This is a genomic window from Streptomyces sp. NPDC006655, assembly GCF_040703965.1.
GTDB lineage: Bacteria > Actinomycetota > Actinomycetes > Streptomycetales > Streptomycetaceae > Streptomyces.
The window spans coordinates 64,491-80,117 of the sequence record NZ_JBEYJU010000001.1; the positions used below are offsets into that span (position 1 = coordinate 64,491).

Consider the following 15,627-nt stretch of genomic DNA (forward strand, 5'->3'; position numbering starts at 1 on the left):
TCCGTCCGCAATCCTCACTGCACGCAGTGCACTACCGACTTGTCCGTTTCATCCAGGAAAGAGGTTCGGTCGGCACGCCACAAGGAGCGGATTTTCAGATAGTGAACGAGAGGCTTCTGGTCACCCGGTCGGCCGCCGGAAGCAGTCTGGCCCGCAGCTCGGGGAGCCGGGCGAGCCGCTCCGCCGGAAGGGAGACGCCGAGCGAGCCGAGCACGTCGCCGCGGTAGATCGGCACGGCGACGCACACCGTGCCGAGCGCGTACTCCTCCAGGTCCGTGACGGCCGGGGCGAGGGGCGAGGTGTCGAGCTTGCGGAGCAGTTCCGGGAGACTGGTGATGGTGCGGGGGGTCAGGTCGGCGAGATGGTGCCGGGAGAGGTAGTCGCGGCGCGCGTCGTCGTCCAGTTCACGCAGGACGGCCTTGCCCAGCGCGGTGGCGTGTCCGGCGTCCTCGAATCCCACCCAGAGGTCGGTCCGGGGCGCGCGGGGGCCGTCCACGATCTCGGCGACGCTGATCTCGCCCTCCTCGTAGAAGGTCAGGTAGGTGGCGGTGGCCAGCTCGTCGCGGAGGGCGGCCAGGGTCGGGCGTACGCGGCTGAGCAGCGTCTGCCCGTGGCTCGCGGTGTGCAGCGTCAGCAGTTTGTCACCGAGGATGAAGCCTCCGTCGTCCAGCTTGCGGAGGTATCCGTCGTGGACCAGGGTCCGCAGCAGGTGGTACGTGGTCGCCAGGGGCAGCCCCGTCTCACGCGCCAGTTGCTTCGCGGGCGCGCCGTTCTCGTGCGCGCTCACCGCCTCCAGCAGACGGAAGGCGCGCTGCACGGACATGATGAGCGTGGGGCTCTCGTGGACGCTCATGCCACCAGCGTGCGCCTGGCACCCGCCGCTAGCAAGGGGCGACCGTCCCGCGCGGAACCGGCCCGCCCCGTCAGCCGGGCGTCGCGGCGTCGAACCAGGTGGGCGCGTCCGACAGTGCCTGCTTGATCCGGAAGGTGCCGAACTCGTTCAGTTCGGGCAGGGCGTCCACGTCGAACCAGGCCACCTCCAGCGACTCGTCGTCGTTGACCCGGGCCTCGCCGCCGACGGCCCGGCAGCGGAAGGTGATGTCCATGTACTGGCAGACGTCGCCGTTGGGGTAGGTGACCGGGTCCAGCGCCTGGACGAGGACCACCCGCTCGGCGACGCAGCGCACCGCGGTCTCCTCGAAGACCTCCCGCACGGCGCAGACCGCCGGCTGCTCCCCCGGTTCCGGAATGCCGCCGATGACCGACCACTTGCCGGTGTCGGTACGGCGGCCCAGCAGCACTCTGCCGTCGTCGTCGAAGACGATGGCGGTGATCCCGGGCAGCCAGAGCAGCTGGTGGCCCGCGGAGGCCCGGACGGCGCGGATGAACTCAGGAGTAGCCATGGGCCGACCCTAGCCGCCCGATGAGCGCGGGCCGGCCGGGACCACGGGGCGTACAGCGGGTGTACGGCTACGCGTCACCGGCGCGACGACGGCGCAGACCGGACCCGATCGCCCAGCCCACACCGCCCGCGGCCGCCAGCACCAGGGCGATCTCGGGCAGGATGCCCAGCTCGGTCGCGGGCGTCCGGGAGGTGCGCAGCGGCACCTTCTGGACCAGGTAGGCGGGCACGAACATGCCGGTCCTCTGGGTGATCCTCCCGTCCGGCATGATGATCGCGCTGACCCCGCTGGTCACCGGTACGGTCACGGTCCGGCTGTGCTCGACCGCGCGGATGCGGGACATGGCGAGCTGCTGGTAGGTCATCTCGCTGCGGTCGAAGGTGGCGTTGTTGCTGGGCACGGAGATCATCTCCGCACCGCGCGTGACCGTGTCGCGCACGTCCCAGTCGAAGGCGGCCTCGTAGCAGGTGGCGAGGCCCACCTTGGTGCCGTCGATGTCGAACACGCCGGGCTTGGTGCCGCGGCTGAAGTCCTGGCGGACCATGCTGGTCCAGTTCTTGTTGACGGCGCCGACCAGACCGCGCAGCGGCAGGTACTCGCCGAAGGGCTGGATCTGCCGCTTGTCGTAGGTCGCCGTCGGGCCCTTGACCGGGTCCCACAGGATCTGCTCGTTGAGCAGCTTGCCGTCGCGTTCGACGACCCCGCCGACCGAGATGGGCACGCCCACCGCCTTCGAGGCCTCGTCGATCACGGCCGCCGCGTCGGCGTCGGCGTAGGGGTCGACGTCGGAGGAGTTCTCCGGCCACAGCACGAAGGCCGGCTTGGCGACCTTGCCCGCCTTGATGTCGGCGGCGAGCTTGAGGGTCTCCTTCACGTGGTAATCAAGCACGGCCTGCCGCTGGGAGGCGAAGTCGAGGCCGGCCCGTGGCACGTTGCCCTGGATGAGCGCGACGGTCACCGAGCCGTTCTCCGCCTCGTCGCTCACCAGGGTCCGCGCCGCGACCGCGCCCACCACGGGGACCGCCACGCTCAGCAGGGCCGCCGCCGCGGCACCGCGCCGGATCTCACGCGTGCGCCGCCCCTCGACGGCGAGCCGCCCCACCTCGTAGAGCCCGAACCCGCACAGCACAACGGCGAAGCCGAGCACCGGGGTGCCGCCCACCGCGGCGAGCGGCAGGAAGACGCCGTCCGCCTGGCCGAAGGCGATCTTGCCCCAGGGGAAGCCGCGGAAGGGCACGCGCGCGCGTGCCGCCTCGCCCGCGATCCAGAGGGCGGCCGCCCACACCGGCCACGCCGGCAGCGTGGAGACCGCGGCGACGCCCACCCCGACCAGGGCGACGAAGATCGCCTCGATCGCCACCAGCGCCAGCCACGGACCGGGGCCGACCTCGACGCCGGTCCACACCAGCAGGGGCAGCAGGAAGCCGAGGCCGAAGAGATAGCCGAGTCCGAGGGCCGCCTTCCAGGTGCGGCCGCGCAGGACCCAGCCGAATCCGGCGAAGGCGGGCAGGGCCAGCCACCACAGGGTGCGGGGCGGGAAGCTGACGTACAGCAGCACTCCGCTCAGGGCGGAGACTGCGGCCGGAACCAGTCGGCGGAGCAGCGCGAGCCCGCGCGCACCGGGTGCGGGGCGCGGCGTGAGCTGGTCCGATCGGTCCACGGAAGTTGCGGTGACGGTCACTCGGGGAGTGTACGGCCGGGACCGTACGGCCGACAGCGCGGTCTCGGGATGCAGGAATCGCACTCTTCCTGCCCAAGTCGTCCACAAAGCGGGCATCTGCGGTTACGGTGTGCGACGCGGCCTGCGCTGCTTGCCGCCGGGTTCGCGGCGAACGTCCTGCGCAGGTGCGGAACCGCACCGCCGCGGCCTGCTTCAGCGAGCGGTACCCGGGGTGATGGTCCGCAGGCGTTCCCTGATCACATGCACCGCGGACTCGGCGTTGTCCACGGTGATCGTGAAGGTGTGGCCGTCCCACAGGCGCAGGACGATGCCCTCGCCACGGCGCACGACGACGGCCGTGCCCTTCTCCGGGCGCCAGCGGTAACCCCAGCCGCCCCACTGGCGCGGGGTGATCTGCGGGGAGAAGTCGGCGCCGGCCACATGGGAGAGCGGGATGCGCCGGCGCGGTACCCCGATGTGACCGCAGCGGACTTCGAGGCACTCCCGGTCGAGTTTCAGGTCGACGTGCACGAAGGCGAGGGTGCCGAAGAGGACCAGCAGTCCGGCGGCGATGCAGCCGACGACGGACATCACCAGCGGTGCGCCCGAGGTCCACGCGGAGTCCACGGCCAGTTCGATGCCGAGCGCCATGCAGGCCGCGCCGGCCAGCGCCAGCAGCCACTGCACGCGGTTCGTGGCGCGGCCGGTCCAGATGTCGGGTCGCGGGCCGTCCTCGTGCGCGAGGTGGCCGTGGGGGTGGTCCCTCATGCCTACGAGACTACTCAGGTTTCGCTGCGCGGGCACCGCGTCGCGGAGGGTGACCGCTCACGGCGCCGGTGCCCGCGGCCCGCGCGGGGTCACCGGGACACCGCGGGGCCCGCCGGTGCGACCGTCTGAAGGAGGCGGCCCTCGGCGTAGCTCAGCGCGGCCGCGGGCAGTTCTCCCTCACGGCCGTTGAGCAGCACCGTGACCGTACCGGTGGCCGGTGCGTCGGGGGCCGGCCGGGCACCGATCCGGCGCAGCGCCTGGGCGGCCACGGCACCGGCGGAGCCGTGCAGGGCGAGCGGCGCGGCGCCGGGGCGCTGCACGGCCGTGCGGATGCGGTCCGCGACGAGTTCGTAGTGGGTGCAGCCCAGGACGACGGTGGTCACGTCGTCGGGGGTGAGCTCGGCCGCGGCGCGCACGGCGGTGTCGACGGCCGTCCGGTCGGCGTGCTCCACGGCCTCCGCCAGACCCCAGCAGGGCACCTCGGTGACCGGCACGCCGTCGGCGAAGTCCGCGATGAGACCACGCTGGTAGGCGCTGCCCGTGGTCGCGGGGGTCGCCCAGATCGCGACCGGGCCGCCGCCCGCCGCGGCCGGCTTGATCGCCGGGACGGTGCCCACGACGGGGATGCCGGGCTCCAGGCGGGCGCGCAGCGCGGTCAGGGAGTTCACGGTCGCCGTGTTGCAGCCGACGATCAGCACGTCCGGCCGACGTGCCGCCGCGGCCTCGGCGACGGCCAGCGCGCGTGCGGTGACGTCCTCGGGGGTGCGCGGCCCCCAGGGCATGCCCTCGGGGTCGAAGGAGAGTACGAGATCGGCGTCGGGGCGCAGCCGCCGTACCGCTGCGGTGGCCGCCAGCAGGCCGATTCCGGAGTCCATGAGCGCGATCTTCACCCGGTCACGATAGACGATGGGCCGTCGCGGACCGGTCCGGTGGGGCAGACTGCGCGCGTGAGCGCCATCGTGTGGACCGCCGCCGTATCCCTCGCCGCCTGGCTGTGGCTGCTGCTCTGCCAGGGCTTCTTCTGGCGCACCGACGTCCGGCTGCCGCCCCGGCGCGATCCCCGGGAATGGCCGGATGTGTGCGTGGTCGTCCCGGCCCGGGACGAGGCCGCCGTGCTGCCCCTGAGTCTGCCGTCCCTGCTCGGTCAGGACTATCCGGGCCGGGCCGAGGTGTTCCTGGTCGACGACGGCAGTACGGACGGCACCGGGAAGCTGGCCCGGGAACTGGCCGCGCGCCACGGCGGCCTGCCGCTCACCGTGGGCTCGCCCGGCGAGCCGCCCGCGGGCTGGACGGGCAAGCTGTGGGCGGTGCGGCACGGGATCGGCCTGGCGCGCGCGCGTGGCCCCGAGTACCTGCTGCTGACGGACGCGGACATCGCCCATGAACCGGACAGCCTGCGGCTGCTGGTCGCGGCGGCCCGTACCGGGGGCTTCGACGTGGTGTCGCAGATGGCCCGGCTCCGGGTGGAGAGCCGGTGGGAACGGCTGGTCGTCCCCGCCTTCGTCTACTTCTTCGCGCAGCTCTATCCGTTCCGCCGGATCGGCCGCGCGGGCTCGCGCACGGCGGCGGCGGCGGGCGGTTGCGTGCTGCTGCGCGCCGACGCGGCGGAGCGGGCGCGGATCCCGGACGCGATCCGGCACGCCGTGATCGACGACGTGGCGCTCGCCCGCGCGGTGAAGGGCACCGGCGGACACATCTGGCTGGGGCTCGCCGACCGGGTGGACAGTGTGCGCCCCTATCCGGGACTGCGCGACCTGTGGCGGATGGTCTCCCGCAGCGCGTACGCGCAACTGCGGCACAACCCGCTGCTGCTGCTCGGCACGGTCGCCGGTCTCGTCCTCGTGTACCTCGTCCCGCCGGCGGCGGTGCTGGCCGGTGCGGTCACCGGCAGCGCCACGGCGGCGCTGACGGGCGGTGCCGCCTGGCTGCTGATGACGGTGACCTACCTGCCGATGCTCCGCTACTACCGGCAGCCTCCCGGGCTCGCTCCCCTGCTGCCGTTCACCGCGTTCCTCTACCTCCTGATGACGGTGGACTCGGCGGTGCAGCACTGTCGGGGACGCGGGGCGGCCTGGAAGGGCCGCACCTACGCGCGCCCCGACGCGGTCGCCGACGAGGGCTGATCCGCGCCGGTCACTTGCGGCCGGGCGTCCAGTTCATCCCCCAGCCGTAGGCGCGGTCCACGGTGCGCTGCGGACTCACGCCGCGCTCCGGGACCAGGTAGCGCGCCTCGCGCTGGACGACGAGATCCCCTCCGGTGTTGCTGATCAGAGCGAGCGCGCAGACCGTCGAGGGAACCGTGCACTCGTCGAGGGAGAAGTCGATCGGGGCGCCGTACTGGGGCTGGAGGGTGACGGTGGCGTGCAGGTCGGCGAAGGACGTGGCGCCCTGGTAGATCGTCACGAAGACCAGGACGCGCCGGAAGTCCTGTCTGTGATCGAGGTTGAGGGTGAGGTTCTCCCCGCTCGACACGGCCCCCGTCCGGTCGTCGCCGTCGAGGTGGATGTACGGGGGCCGGTTCAGCGAGCCGAAGGCGTTGCCCAGCGCCTGTACGACCCCTTTGCGGCCGTCGGCGAGTTCGTAGAGGGCGCAGAGGTCGAGGTCCAGGTCCCCGCCCCGCCGGCCGCCCCAGCCGGAAGGTTCCTTGCGGACCTGCCAGTTGAGGTTGACGCGCAGGGCGCCCGCCGTGCCGCCCTGCTTGGCCAGCGACACGGCGGGCGCGGCCTTGGTGAGCGTCACCTTGGACAGGCGCACGGGCGCGGCCGAGGGGGGCGGCGGGGCCGGCAGGCCGGCGGAGGTGGGCGCGGGGTGCTGCGGCAAGGGCGGCCCGCTCGGTGATGGCGGGGACGCCGGGGCGGGGCTCGGAGGGACCGGGGGCGGGGGGAACGGGGTCGGGGGGAACGGGGTCGGGGCGGGTGCAGCGACGTGGGGAACGGGCGGTTGCGGCGCGTGCTGCGGCTCGTCCACCGTGATCCCGAAGTCGGTCGCGAGGCCTTCGAGTCCGCTGTCGTATCCCTGCCCCACCGCACGGAACTTCCAGCCGCCCTGACGGCGGTACAACTCGCCGAGCACAAAAGCGGTTTCCGTCGTGGCGCCGGTGCTGTCGAACCGTGCGGCCACATTCCCGTCCGCCGCGTCGCGGACCTCGATGTAGAGACCGGGGACCCGACCGAAGGTGCCGCCGTCGGCGGAGGCCGCGAGGACGATCTGCTCGATCGGGGCCTCCACGCGCGCGAGGTCGACGAAAAGCGTGTCGGTGACCAGGTCGCCGGAGCGCCGCTTGCCCTCGTGCCGGACCGCGCCGGAGGCGTGCAAGGGCTGGTTGTAGAAGACGAAGTCCTCGTCGGAGCGCACTTTCCCGGCGACCAGCAGCAGCGCGGAGGCGTCCGCGTCGGGCACGCCCGGACCGGAGCGCCAGCCCAATTCGACGCGCAGCGCCGCGGTCGGCACCGGCGTATTCGATCCTTTCGACATTGACATGTCCGCCCCCATCGCGTGTCGGCATGCCGGGCGCACCCCGGCGGTCCCAGGTCATCCCTACCCGCACAACCTATTCCCGGGGACAGGGAACGCCCACGAACGGCACAGCAAGATCCCTCGCCAACCGCCGGTAACCGCCCTGGAACTCGGCCTTTACACGATCACAACGCTGATTGCCGTCCTTTTTTGCCGAGTTCGCTCGGATTGGGGATCCAGCGTCACTGCCGACACGGAAAACAACCCTCTTATCGGTCTCCCCAACCAGCACATCGTGGGCTTACCTTATGTGCCATGACCTCCCCCCGCTCCACCTATGGCGGCGGCTACTACTCCGCCTCCTTCCCGGACACCCCGATCTACGACTCGCTCGTGGCCGAACGGGGCACCCCGCAGATCGCCCCGATCCGGGTCCCTCCCGCCTACGACACGGGCAGCAGCCTGAACCTGCCCGCCCTGCCGTCGGCACTCCCCGCCCTGCCGGCCGCTCCCTCCCAGCCGGCCCCGGGCTACGGCTACCCGCAGCAGATGCAGCAGCCCGCACCACTGCAGCAGGCGCCCACCGCGTACATCCCGCAGCAGGCGACGGCACCGCGCGGCTACCCCGGACAGCAGCCGCAGCAGCCGCGTCCGATGATGGGCGGCACCGGTTACGAGGCGATGCGCCCGGCGGCTCCGCGCCCCGCGCAGCCCGCCCCGTACCAGGACCCGTACAACAACCAGCAACAGCAGCAGTACCGCGGCTACTGATCCCTCAGTCGGTCCGCGTTCATCCGGTCGAGGCACTCCGGGGCCGCCCGCCCCGGCAGGCCGTCATGGGGCCCAGGGGGCTGACCGGCGCCGGCTTCTGATCGACGACGGGGGAAAGGTCGTCACCGGCGCCCCTCCCATGCCCTCACGCCCACCGCCACCGAGCTACTGCCCGGCGGCGGCGCGTCCATGCCCACGGCCCGGGGGCGTCCTCCCAACACGGCGGTGAGCACGGCCGAAGAGGCCCACTCCCAGCCCCTCTGCCGACCCAGGCCGGACCTGCGGAACCTGGCGTCCCGCTCGTCCGAAGCAACGTGTCCCCGCAACGAGGCGTGATAGGCGGCGCGACCGTCCCGCCCCCTCGCCCTCCTCGCCCCTCTCGGCCGACCGCCGGTCGTCGCACGACCGGGCCTCCCACCCGGCCGGTGCGAAACCCGCGCCGACAGCACGTCCCATGCCGAACCACCCGCTCCCGCGGATCCGCGCCCCGCGCGCCTACCCCAATCCGCCCGCACCCCCCATCTGTCCCAGTCCCTCCGCACCCCGCACATCCGCACCGAGTCCGCCTGCTCCCCTCGCACCAGCCCCAGCACACGTCTGCCCCAGACCGGGTGCCTCAATCCATCCGCACCCCGCGCATCTGCATCCCGACCGTTCCACCCGGTTCAACTCGGTGCGCCTGCCTCGTCCCCCCGCCGTCCCGCCCCCGCCTCCGGGTGCCGTGGCTGTGATCGCTCGGTTCCCGGTCCCGGGCGGGGTGATCTCCGGTCCGGCGGGAACCCGAGTGCGTGCTCCGGTCGTTGGCGTCGTGAGAAGTCGATGAAAGTGCCGGCCGGGGTGATTTCGCTCTCTCTTCGGCCGGAGCCTGCGGGTGAACGGTGCGGGTGGGGTTATCACGGAGCGGGAAGGGGGTGGTGCCCGGTGCGAGCGATCCGTGGTTTGTGGCGCTGGCGGCGCAATCCGCTGCGGCGCGCGACCGACCTGGTCGAGGCCTGGGTGGCCCTGGTGACGCTGGTGCTGATCGCGGTGGCCGCGCCCGTCCTCGGCTCGGTCGTCGGCGCGGCCGCCCAGGGCGCCCTCCAGCGGTCCGTCCGGCAGCAGCATCACGACCGGCACCTCGTCACGGCCACGGTGGTGCGCAGGCTGGGCGGCGGCACCCCGGTGGAGACCGACCCCGACGTCGCCGGCGTCCGTGACAGCCGCAGCCGCGTCCTCGCCGACTGGACGGCACCGGACGGCAGCCACCGGCACGGCCCGGTCCTGACGACCCTCAAGTCCCCGCACAGGGGCGACCACTTCGACGTCTGGACGGATCAGCACGGCCTCATGACGGCCCGCCCGCTGGACTCCGCGACGGCGTCGACCCACGCCGTACTGGCCGGGTTCGGCGCCGCGCTGCTCGCCGCCGGTCTGGTCGAGGGCGCGAGACGGATGATCGTCTGGCGTATGGTCCGCCGCAGGTACGCGCGGTGGGACCAGGCGTGGGAACGGGCGGGGCCGGACTGGGGCAAGGCCGGTACGGGCAGCTGAGGCCTTTCCCTCTCTGGTCAACCCACCGCCTCGGCGCACGCTACGGTGGAGCCGCCGAAGCGCATTCGGCATCGACCCGCGCGCGAGCGAACCACAGGGGCAGGGCACCGTCCGCGATGCCGCCCCGAGGCCGGTCAGCGATCTGTACGACGAGGTGGGGGCACGGCAACGCCATGGCACAGGGCACGGTCCAGGTGACGCACACCGGCACATCGCGGTGGCGACGCCGCACGGGTGAGTACGCTTCGCTCGCCGCCGCCCTGGAGGCCGCCGCCGACGGCGACGTCCTCACGGTCGCGCCCGGCACCTACCGGGAGAACCTCGTGGTGCAGCGCGCCGTGACCCTGCGCGGTCCGGAGGGGTCGCCCGGCTCCGTGCGGATCGCGCCCGTGGACGGGGTGCCGCTGACCGTGCGCGCCTCGGCGGTCGTACAGGACCTGCACGTCGAGGGGCAGGACGCGGCGGCGCCCGCGCTGCTGGTCGAGGAGGGCACGCCCGAACTGCTGGACGTACGGATCGTCACCCGGTCCGCGGCCGGGATCGAGGTGCGCGGCGGAGCCCGGCCCACCGTGCGGCGCTGCACCGTGGACAACCCGGCCGGCATCGGCATCGCCGTACTCGACGGCGGTGGTGGGGTGTTCGAGGAGTGCGAGGTCGTGGCGGCCGGCCAGGCGGGGGTGGCGGTGCGCGGCGGCGGCCACCCGCGGCTGGACCGCTGCCGGATCCACCACGCGTCGGGCACCGGGGTGACGGTGACCGGGGAGGGCTCCGCGCTGGAGTCGGTGGGGTGCGAGATCTACGAGGTGCGCGGCTCCGGGGTGCAGGTCACCGCGCGCGCCACGGCCCACTTCACCGACTGCGACGTGCACCGCACCACCGCCGACGGCGTCACGCTCGACACCGACGCGGTGCTCACTCTCGCCGACTGCCGGATCCACGACATCCCGGAGAACGCGGTCGATCTGCGTTCGCGCTCGGTGCTCACGCTGACCCGGACGACGGTGCGTCAGTTCGGGCGCAACGGACTGTCGGTGTGGGACCCCGGGACCCGGGTGGACGCCAACCAGTGCGAGATCTTCGACAGCACCGGCGACTACCCGGCGGTCTGGGTGAGCGACGGCGCCACCGCCGTGCTGGACTCCTGCCGGGTGCACGACGTGCCGGACGCGCTGTTCGTCCTGGACCGCGGCTCCCGTGCGGACGTCGTGGACAGCGACCTCTCCCAGGTGCGCAACACGGCGGTGTCCGTGAGCGACGGGGCGACCGCGCAGCTGGACGACTGCCGGATCCGGGACGCGGCCACCGGCGCCTGGTTCCGCGACCACGGCAGCGGCGGGACCCTGAACAACTGCACGGTGGACGGCACCCAGACCGGAGTGATCGTCACCAAGGGCGCCGATCCCACCATCGAGCGGTGCACGGTGGACGCCCCGGCGGAGGCGGGCTTCTACGTGTCGGCGGGCGGCCGGGGCTCCTTCCTGAACTGCCGGGTCACGGGCAGCGGCGGCTACGGCTTCCATGTGATCGACGGCTGCCGTACGACCCTGCGCAAGTGCCGCACGGAGCGGTGCGCGCGCGGTGGTTACGAGTTCGCGGAGGGCGGCCCGGACGCGGACCCGGGCACCGGCCCGGTGGTGGAGGACTGCACCAGCGACGAGAGCGGCAGCCTGCGCCGGCCGACGGAGCGCGAGACGGCCGTGCAGACGTCGTACCAGTCCCCTGGGCTGTTGGGTGCCATTCCCGGGCAGCGCAGCACCGAGCAGGAGCCCCTGCTTCCGCCGGCCGCGCCCGAGGAGCCGGCCCGCACCTCCCAGGCCGTGCTCGGTGAACTCGACGCGCTGGTGGGCCTGGACAGCGTCAAGCGCGAGGTGCGGGCGCTGACCGACATGATCGAGGTCGGCCGGCGCCGTCAGCAGGCCGGGCTGAAGGCCGCGTCGGTCAAGCGGCACCTGGTGTTCACGGGCTCCCCCGGCACCGGCAAGACCACGGTCGCCCGACTGTACGGCGAGATCCTGGCCTCCCTCGGGGTGCTGGAGAAGGGCCACTTGGTCGAGGTGTCCCGGGTCGACCTGGTCGGCGAGCACATCGGCTCCACGGCGATCCGCACCCAGGAGGCCTTCCAGCGGGCGCACGGCGGTGTGCTGTTCATCGACGAGGCGTACGCGCTGTCGCCGGAGGACGCCGGACGGGACTTCGGCAAGGAGGCCATCGACACGCTGGTGAAGCTGATGGAGGACCAGCGGGACGCCGTGGTGGTGATCGTCGCGGGCTACACCGAGGAGATGGAGCGCTTCCTTTCGGTCAACCCCGGTGTGGCGTCGCGTTTCTCCCGGACCATCACCTTCGGGGACTACGGCCCGCAGGAGCTGCTGCGGATCGTGGAGCAGCAGGCCGACGAGCACGAGTACCGGCTGGCACCGGGGGCGTCCGAGGGACTGCTGAAGTACTTCACGGAGATCCCGAAGGGCCCGGCGTTCGGCAACGGCCGTACCGCGCGGCAGACCTTCGAGGCGATGGTGGAGCGGCACGCGAGCCGGGTGGCCCAGGTGGCCGATCCGACCACCGACGACCTCACCCTGCTCTACGCCGAGGATCTGCCGGAACTCCCCTGATCAGTCGGTTCGTTGCGGGGCCCTGCGGGCGGGTCCTGACGCAGCCGCGTCAGCAGCCGTGCCCGTTCCGCGGCGAAGGCCGGGTCCGCCTGGTAGTCGGAGTGGCCCAGGACGGGGCCGGGCAGCGGGTGGTCCGGCGTGCGTCCGTAGGCGAGGGAGTCCTTCAGGGGCGGGTGGTCGACCTGCGGACCGTCGCCGTCGGCGATCCGGACGGGGCCGCCGATGGGGTCGGTGAGCCGGTAGAGATTGCGCCAGCAGGCGACCTCGCGGTGCAGGGAGCCGAGTTCGGCCGGGCCGAAGTGGGCCGGGAACCAGCGGCCGTACAGGCGTTCCAACGGCGAGCCGTACGTCAGCAGGGCGACCCGGCTGCGGACCGACGGGGTCAGCTGCCAGGCGGCCGCGGCCGCGAGGACGCTGCCCTGGGAGTGGCCGGAGAGGACCAGGCGGCCGCCGGTGCGGCGGGTCCAGGTGACCATCCGCCAGGTCAGGTCGGGCACCGCGCGCTCGGCGTAGCAGGGCGGGGCGAACGGGTGGGCGGCGCGCGGCCAGAAGGTGCCGACGTCCCAGAGGATGCCGACGGTGCGCCGGGCGGAGGCGTCCTTGTAGGCCCGCCGGCCCCAGGTGACGAAGAGGACGAAGCCGAGCCCCACCAGCCAGGAGCCGACGGCCTGCGAGGCCTCGGCCGCGCCGTGCAGGGCAGCGGGCGTCCGGCCGGCGGCCCCGTCCGGTGTCTTCCCCGTGGCCAGAGCTCCCACGAGGGCCCCGGCGCCCAGCGCCAGCGTGGTCGCGCACAGCACGGTGAGCACGAACGGCGTCCGGTCGGTGAGGGCGGCCATGGCACGGACCCGGGCGATCTCGCGGGTCCGGGCGACGTCCTCCGGCTCGCCGGGATGGTCCCGGTCCACGGCGCCGCGATCGGCGCGGCTGAGCCGTGCGGTGCGCCAGGAGAGCCGCGCGACGGCGGCCAGGAGCACCGCGAGCACGGGCGGGACCGTCGAGGCCTGCCAGGTCAGCAGCACCGGGGGGCCGGGGATGGAGGTGCCCGTGCCGTCCAGCCAGTCGGAGACCCGCTGGGTGACTCCGCCCGACATCACCCCGCCCAGCGCGCAGGCCAGCAGGGCTACCGCGGGCCCGCTCAGGCCGCGCATCGCGGCGCGCGGATCGGGGAGCCCGCGGCGCAGGTCGAGGGCGACGAGCCCGAGGACGATCACCAGCACGCCCTGTGCCAGGGCCAGGCCGCCGAAGGTGGTGTCCCCGGCGAGCCGCCCGGTCGACCGCCATCCGGGCCGGGACCAGCCCGCGTACAGGACGACGAGCGCCAGCAGGGCGAGCGCGACCAGGGGCAGGCGCCGTACGAGACACCGGTCCAGTTCCTGGTCGAGGTGGTTCTCGGTACGGCCCCGGCGGCACACCACCCACACCACGGCCACCGCGCCGGCGACGAGCGCGCCGGTCAGCAGCCGGCCGAGGACGTCCAGCAGGGCGGCTCCGCCCGGCCGGCGGTCGAAGGCGGCCGCCGGTGCGAGGACGGCGGCGGCGACGGTGAGCAGGCCCGCGGCGGTGTGGGCGGTGCGCAGCCGGGCGACGAGCCGGCGCCCGTACCAGAAGCCTGGGCCGGCCAGCGAGGTGTGGCCGGGCTCGGGGTCGACGGACAGGGGCCGGGTGGACTCGTACGCGCTCCAGGTGCGGTGCGAGAGGTACCAGAGCAGGGCGGTCAGCGCGGTGGGCACCAGGGCGGCCAGGGCGAGCCGGCGGCCCGGACCGCTCCACCAGCCGCCGTGTGCGCCGGCCGGGGAGAGGAAACCGAGCCAGGAGTGCCGGCGGGCGCAGGCCGTGACGCCCGCGCACTGCCAGGCGGTGAGGTCGAGGGCGACCTCGCAGGCGGCGGCGACGAACAGCACCGTGAGGGTGAGCCCGGCGAGGCGGACCAGCAGCCCGTAGAAGCGCACGGTGCGCGGCCGGTTCCGGGCGGCGGGGCGCATCCAGTGGGCGAGGTTGACCACCATGAAGGGCAGGAGCAGGAGCCACAGGGCGCGGGAGGCGTTGCCGGAGGTCAGGTTGCACCAGACGTACGCCTCCGGCACCGGGCGGTCGCGGTGGTCGGCGGGCCGGGACTCGGCGTCCACGTCGTCGGCGCGGCGGAAGAGGGCAGCGGTGTCGTCGCCGGTGATCCGGACTGTGTGCGGGTCGTCGAGCATCTTCTCGGGGGTGGCACCGCCGACACCGTGCACCAGCAGTTCCAGGTCGATCTCCGTCGGCCGTTCGGTCGGGTCGTCGCCGGTTCGTTCCTGCGCGCGTTCCACTGTGATCGCACTTCCCCCGTGCCACGCCGATGGTCCTGTCCGTGCGGGTCCCAGGATCTCCGATCGTGGTGTGACGTACACCACTTCTCACGGAATCTCCCCGTTATGTGTGACGCCTGGTGCAACAACAGGTGACCGAATGACATGTGCGCAGCGACACAGGCAGTGGCGCAACCGGTGCGGTCCCGTGAAAGGATGGGGCGCCCGCGCACCCGAACCGAACGGAATGTCCTGGTCGGAGCCGGTACGCGGGGCGTGTCGGACAGCTTGAGGCGAGAGGACCGGAGCGTACGTGAGTGAGAACCAGAACCTCCTCGCGGAGCAGCGCCGCGCCCTGATCCTGGACGAGGTCCGACGCCGGGGCGGCGTACGGGTCAACGAGCTGACCCGCAAGCTCGGCGTGTCGGACATGACCGTCCGCCGGGACCTGGACGCGCTGGCCAGGCAGGGCGTCCTGGAGAAGGTGCACGGCGGCGCGGTGCCGGTGGTGGAGGCGAGCACGCACGAGCCGGGGTTCGAGGCCAAGTCGGGCCTGGAGCTGACGGCCAAGGAGGACATCGCCCGGGCCGCCGCCGAGCTGGTCGTGCCGGGGGCGGCGATCGCGCTGTCCGGCGGTACGACGACGTACGCGCTGGCCCATCAGCTCCTGGAGGTTCCCGACCTGACCGTGGTGACGAACTCGGTGCGGGTCGCGGACGTCTTCCACGCGGCGCAGCGCGTCTCCGGGCAGCGGCAGGGCGCCGCGACCGTGGTCCTGACCGGCGGGGTGCGCACCCCGTCCGACTCGCTCGTGGGGCCGGTGGCCGACCAGGCGATCGCGGCGCTCCACTTCGACCTGCTGTTCCTCGGGGTGCACGGCATATCGGTGGAGGCCGGCCTCTCCACGCCGAACCTCGCGGAGGCGGAGACCAACCGCCGTCTGGTGCAGTCGGCCCGTCGGGTCGTGGTGGTCGCCGACCACACCAAGTGGGCCACGGTGGGCCTGAGTTCGTTCGCGAAGCTGGAGCAGGTCGACACCCTGGTCACGGACGCCGGGCTGCCGGCACAGGCGCGCGCGGAGATCTCCGAACACCTGCGGCGTCTGGTGGTGGCGGGCGAGACGGAGGACTGACCGCGGGGCGGGC

12 protein-coding genes are annotated in these 15,627 nt (G+C 73.3%); 5 read left to right on the plus strand and 7 right to left on the minus strand.

The annotated features are described in order from the left end of the window. Positions 1-94 precede the first annotated feature (94 nt). The 5 genes from AB0958_RS00320 to AB0958_RS00340 all read right to left on the minus strand — a co-directional run bounded on the left by AB0958_RS00320 (position 95) and on the right by AB0958_RS00340 (position 4,721). Entirely contained in the window at positions 95-853 is a 759-nt protein-coding gene (locus AB0958_RS00320) for an IclR family transcriptional regulator (protein ID WP_366888019.1), read from the minus strand. Positions 854-923: 70 nt separating this feature from the next. Continuing rightward, entirely contained in the window at positions 924-1,403 is a 480-nt protein-coding gene (locus AB0958_RS00325) for an NUDIX domain-containing protein (protein ID WP_366888020.1), read from the minus strand. Between the two features lie 67 nt (positions 1,404-1,470). Continuing rightward, a complete protein-coding gene (lnt, locus tag AB0958_RS00330; protein ID WP_366888021.1) occupies positions 1,471-3,084 on the minus strand; it encodes an apolipoprotein N-acyltransferase in 1,614 nt (537 codons plus the stop codon). 192 nt (positions 3,085-3,276) lie between these two features. Next, the gene (locus tag AB0958_RS00335; RefSeq protein WP_366888022.1) at positions 3,277-3,831 is read right to left on the minus strand and encodes a hypothetical protein; all 555 of its coding nucleotides are present in this window, start codon (positions 3,829-3,831) and stop codon (positions 3,277-3,279) included. Between the two features lie 89 nt (positions 3,832-3,920). Next, the gene (locus tag AB0958_RS00340) at positions 3,921-4,721 is read right to left on the minus strand and encodes an aspartate/glutamate racemase family protein (RefSeq protein ID WP_366888023.1); all 801 of its coding nucleotides are present in this window, start codon (positions 4,719-4,721) and stop codon (positions 3,921-3,923) included. Between the two features lie 39 nt (positions 4,722-4,760). Between AB0958_RS00340 and AB0958_RS00345 the strand changes: the two genes are divergently transcribed. Then, positions 4,761-5,954: a glycosyltransferase gene (locus tag AB0958_RS00345; protein ID WP_366888025.1), complete on the plus strand. Its 1,194-nt coding sequence runs from the start codon at positions 4,761-4,763 to the stop codon at positions 5,952-5,954. A gap of 10 nt (positions 5,955-5,964) precedes the next feature. Here AB0958_RS00345 and AB0958_RS00350 read toward each other — a convergent pair whose 3' ends face one another. Beyond that, on the minus strand, positions 5,965-7,323 hold the full coding sequence (locus AB0958_RS00350) for a TerD family protein (protein ID WP_366888026.1): 1,359 nt from the start codon (positions 7,321-7,323) through the stop codon (positions 5,965-5,967). A gap of 279 nt (positions 7,324-7,602) precedes the next feature. On the opposite strand from AB0958_RS00350, the gene AB0958_RS00355 reads away from it, so the two are divergent. The 3 genes from AB0958_RS00355 (at position 7,603) to AB0958_RS00365 (ending at position 12,200) form a co-directional block, all read left to right on the plus strand. After that, positions 7,603-8,058, plus strand: coding sequence for a DUF6643 family protein (locus AB0958_RS00355; protein WP_358973576.1), 456 nt, complete (start codon positions 7,603-7,605; stop codon positions 8,056-8,058). 921 nt (positions 8,059-8,979) lie between these two features. Continuing rightward, the gene (locus AB0958_RS00360) at positions 8,980-9,588 is read left to right on the plus strand and encodes a hypothetical protein (RefSeq protein WP_366888027.1); all 609 of its coding nucleotides are present in this window, start codon (positions 8,980-8,982) and stop codon (positions 9,586-9,588) included. A gap of 173 nt (positions 9,589-9,761) precedes the next feature. After that, positions 9,762-12,200: a right-handed parallel beta-helix repeat-containing protein gene (locus AB0958_RS00365; RefSeq protein WP_366888028.1), complete on the plus strand. Its 2,439-nt coding sequence runs from the start codon at positions 9,762-9,764 to the stop codon at positions 12,198-12,200. Here AB0958_RS00365 and AB0958_RS00370 read toward each other — a convergent pair. Beyond that, positions 12,170-14,503, minus strand: coding sequence for a hypothetical protein (locus AB0958_RS00370; RefSeq protein ID WP_366888029.1), 2,334 nt, complete (start codon positions 14,501-14,503; stop codon positions 12,170-12,172). The genes AB0958_RS00365 and AB0958_RS00370 overlap by 31 nt on opposite strands. Before the next feature lie 292 nt (positions 14,504-14,795). Between AB0958_RS00370 and AB0958_RS00375 the strand changes: the two genes are divergently transcribed. Then, a complete protein-coding gene (locus AB0958_RS00375) occupies positions 14,796-15,614 on the plus strand; it encodes a DeoR/GlpR family DNA-binding transcription regulator (protein ID WP_366888030.1) in 819 nt (272 codons plus the stop codon). The last annotated feature ends 13 nt before the right edge of the window (positions 15,615-15,627 follow it).

Bases quoted from the DNA above. Each gene is read 5' to 3' on its own strand.
- AB0958_RS00320 (WP_366888019.1), bottom strand. From the start codon at position 853: ATGAGCGTCCACGAGAGCCCCACGCTCATCATGTCCGTGCAGCGCGCC.
- AB0958_RS00325 (WP_366888020.1), bottom strand. From the start codon at position 1,403: ATGGCTACTCCTGAGTTCATCCGCGCCGTCCGGGCCTCCGCGGGCCAC.
- AB0958_RS00335 (WP_366888022.1), bottom strand. From the start codon at position 3,831: ATGAGGGACCACCCCCACGGCCACCTCGCGCACGAGGACGGCCCGCGA.
- AB0958_RS00350 (WP_366888026.1), bottom strand. From the start codon at position 7,323: ATGGGGGCGGACATGTCAATGTCGAAAGGATCGAATACGCCGGTGCCG.
- AB0958_RS00355 (WP_358973576.1), top strand. From the start codon at position 7,603: ATGACCTCCCCCCGCTCCACCTATGGCGGCGGCTACTACTCCGCCTCC.
- AB0958_RS00365 (WP_366888028.1), top strand. From the start codon at position 9,762: ATGGCACAGGGCACGGTCCAGGTGACGCACACCGGCACATCGCGGTGG.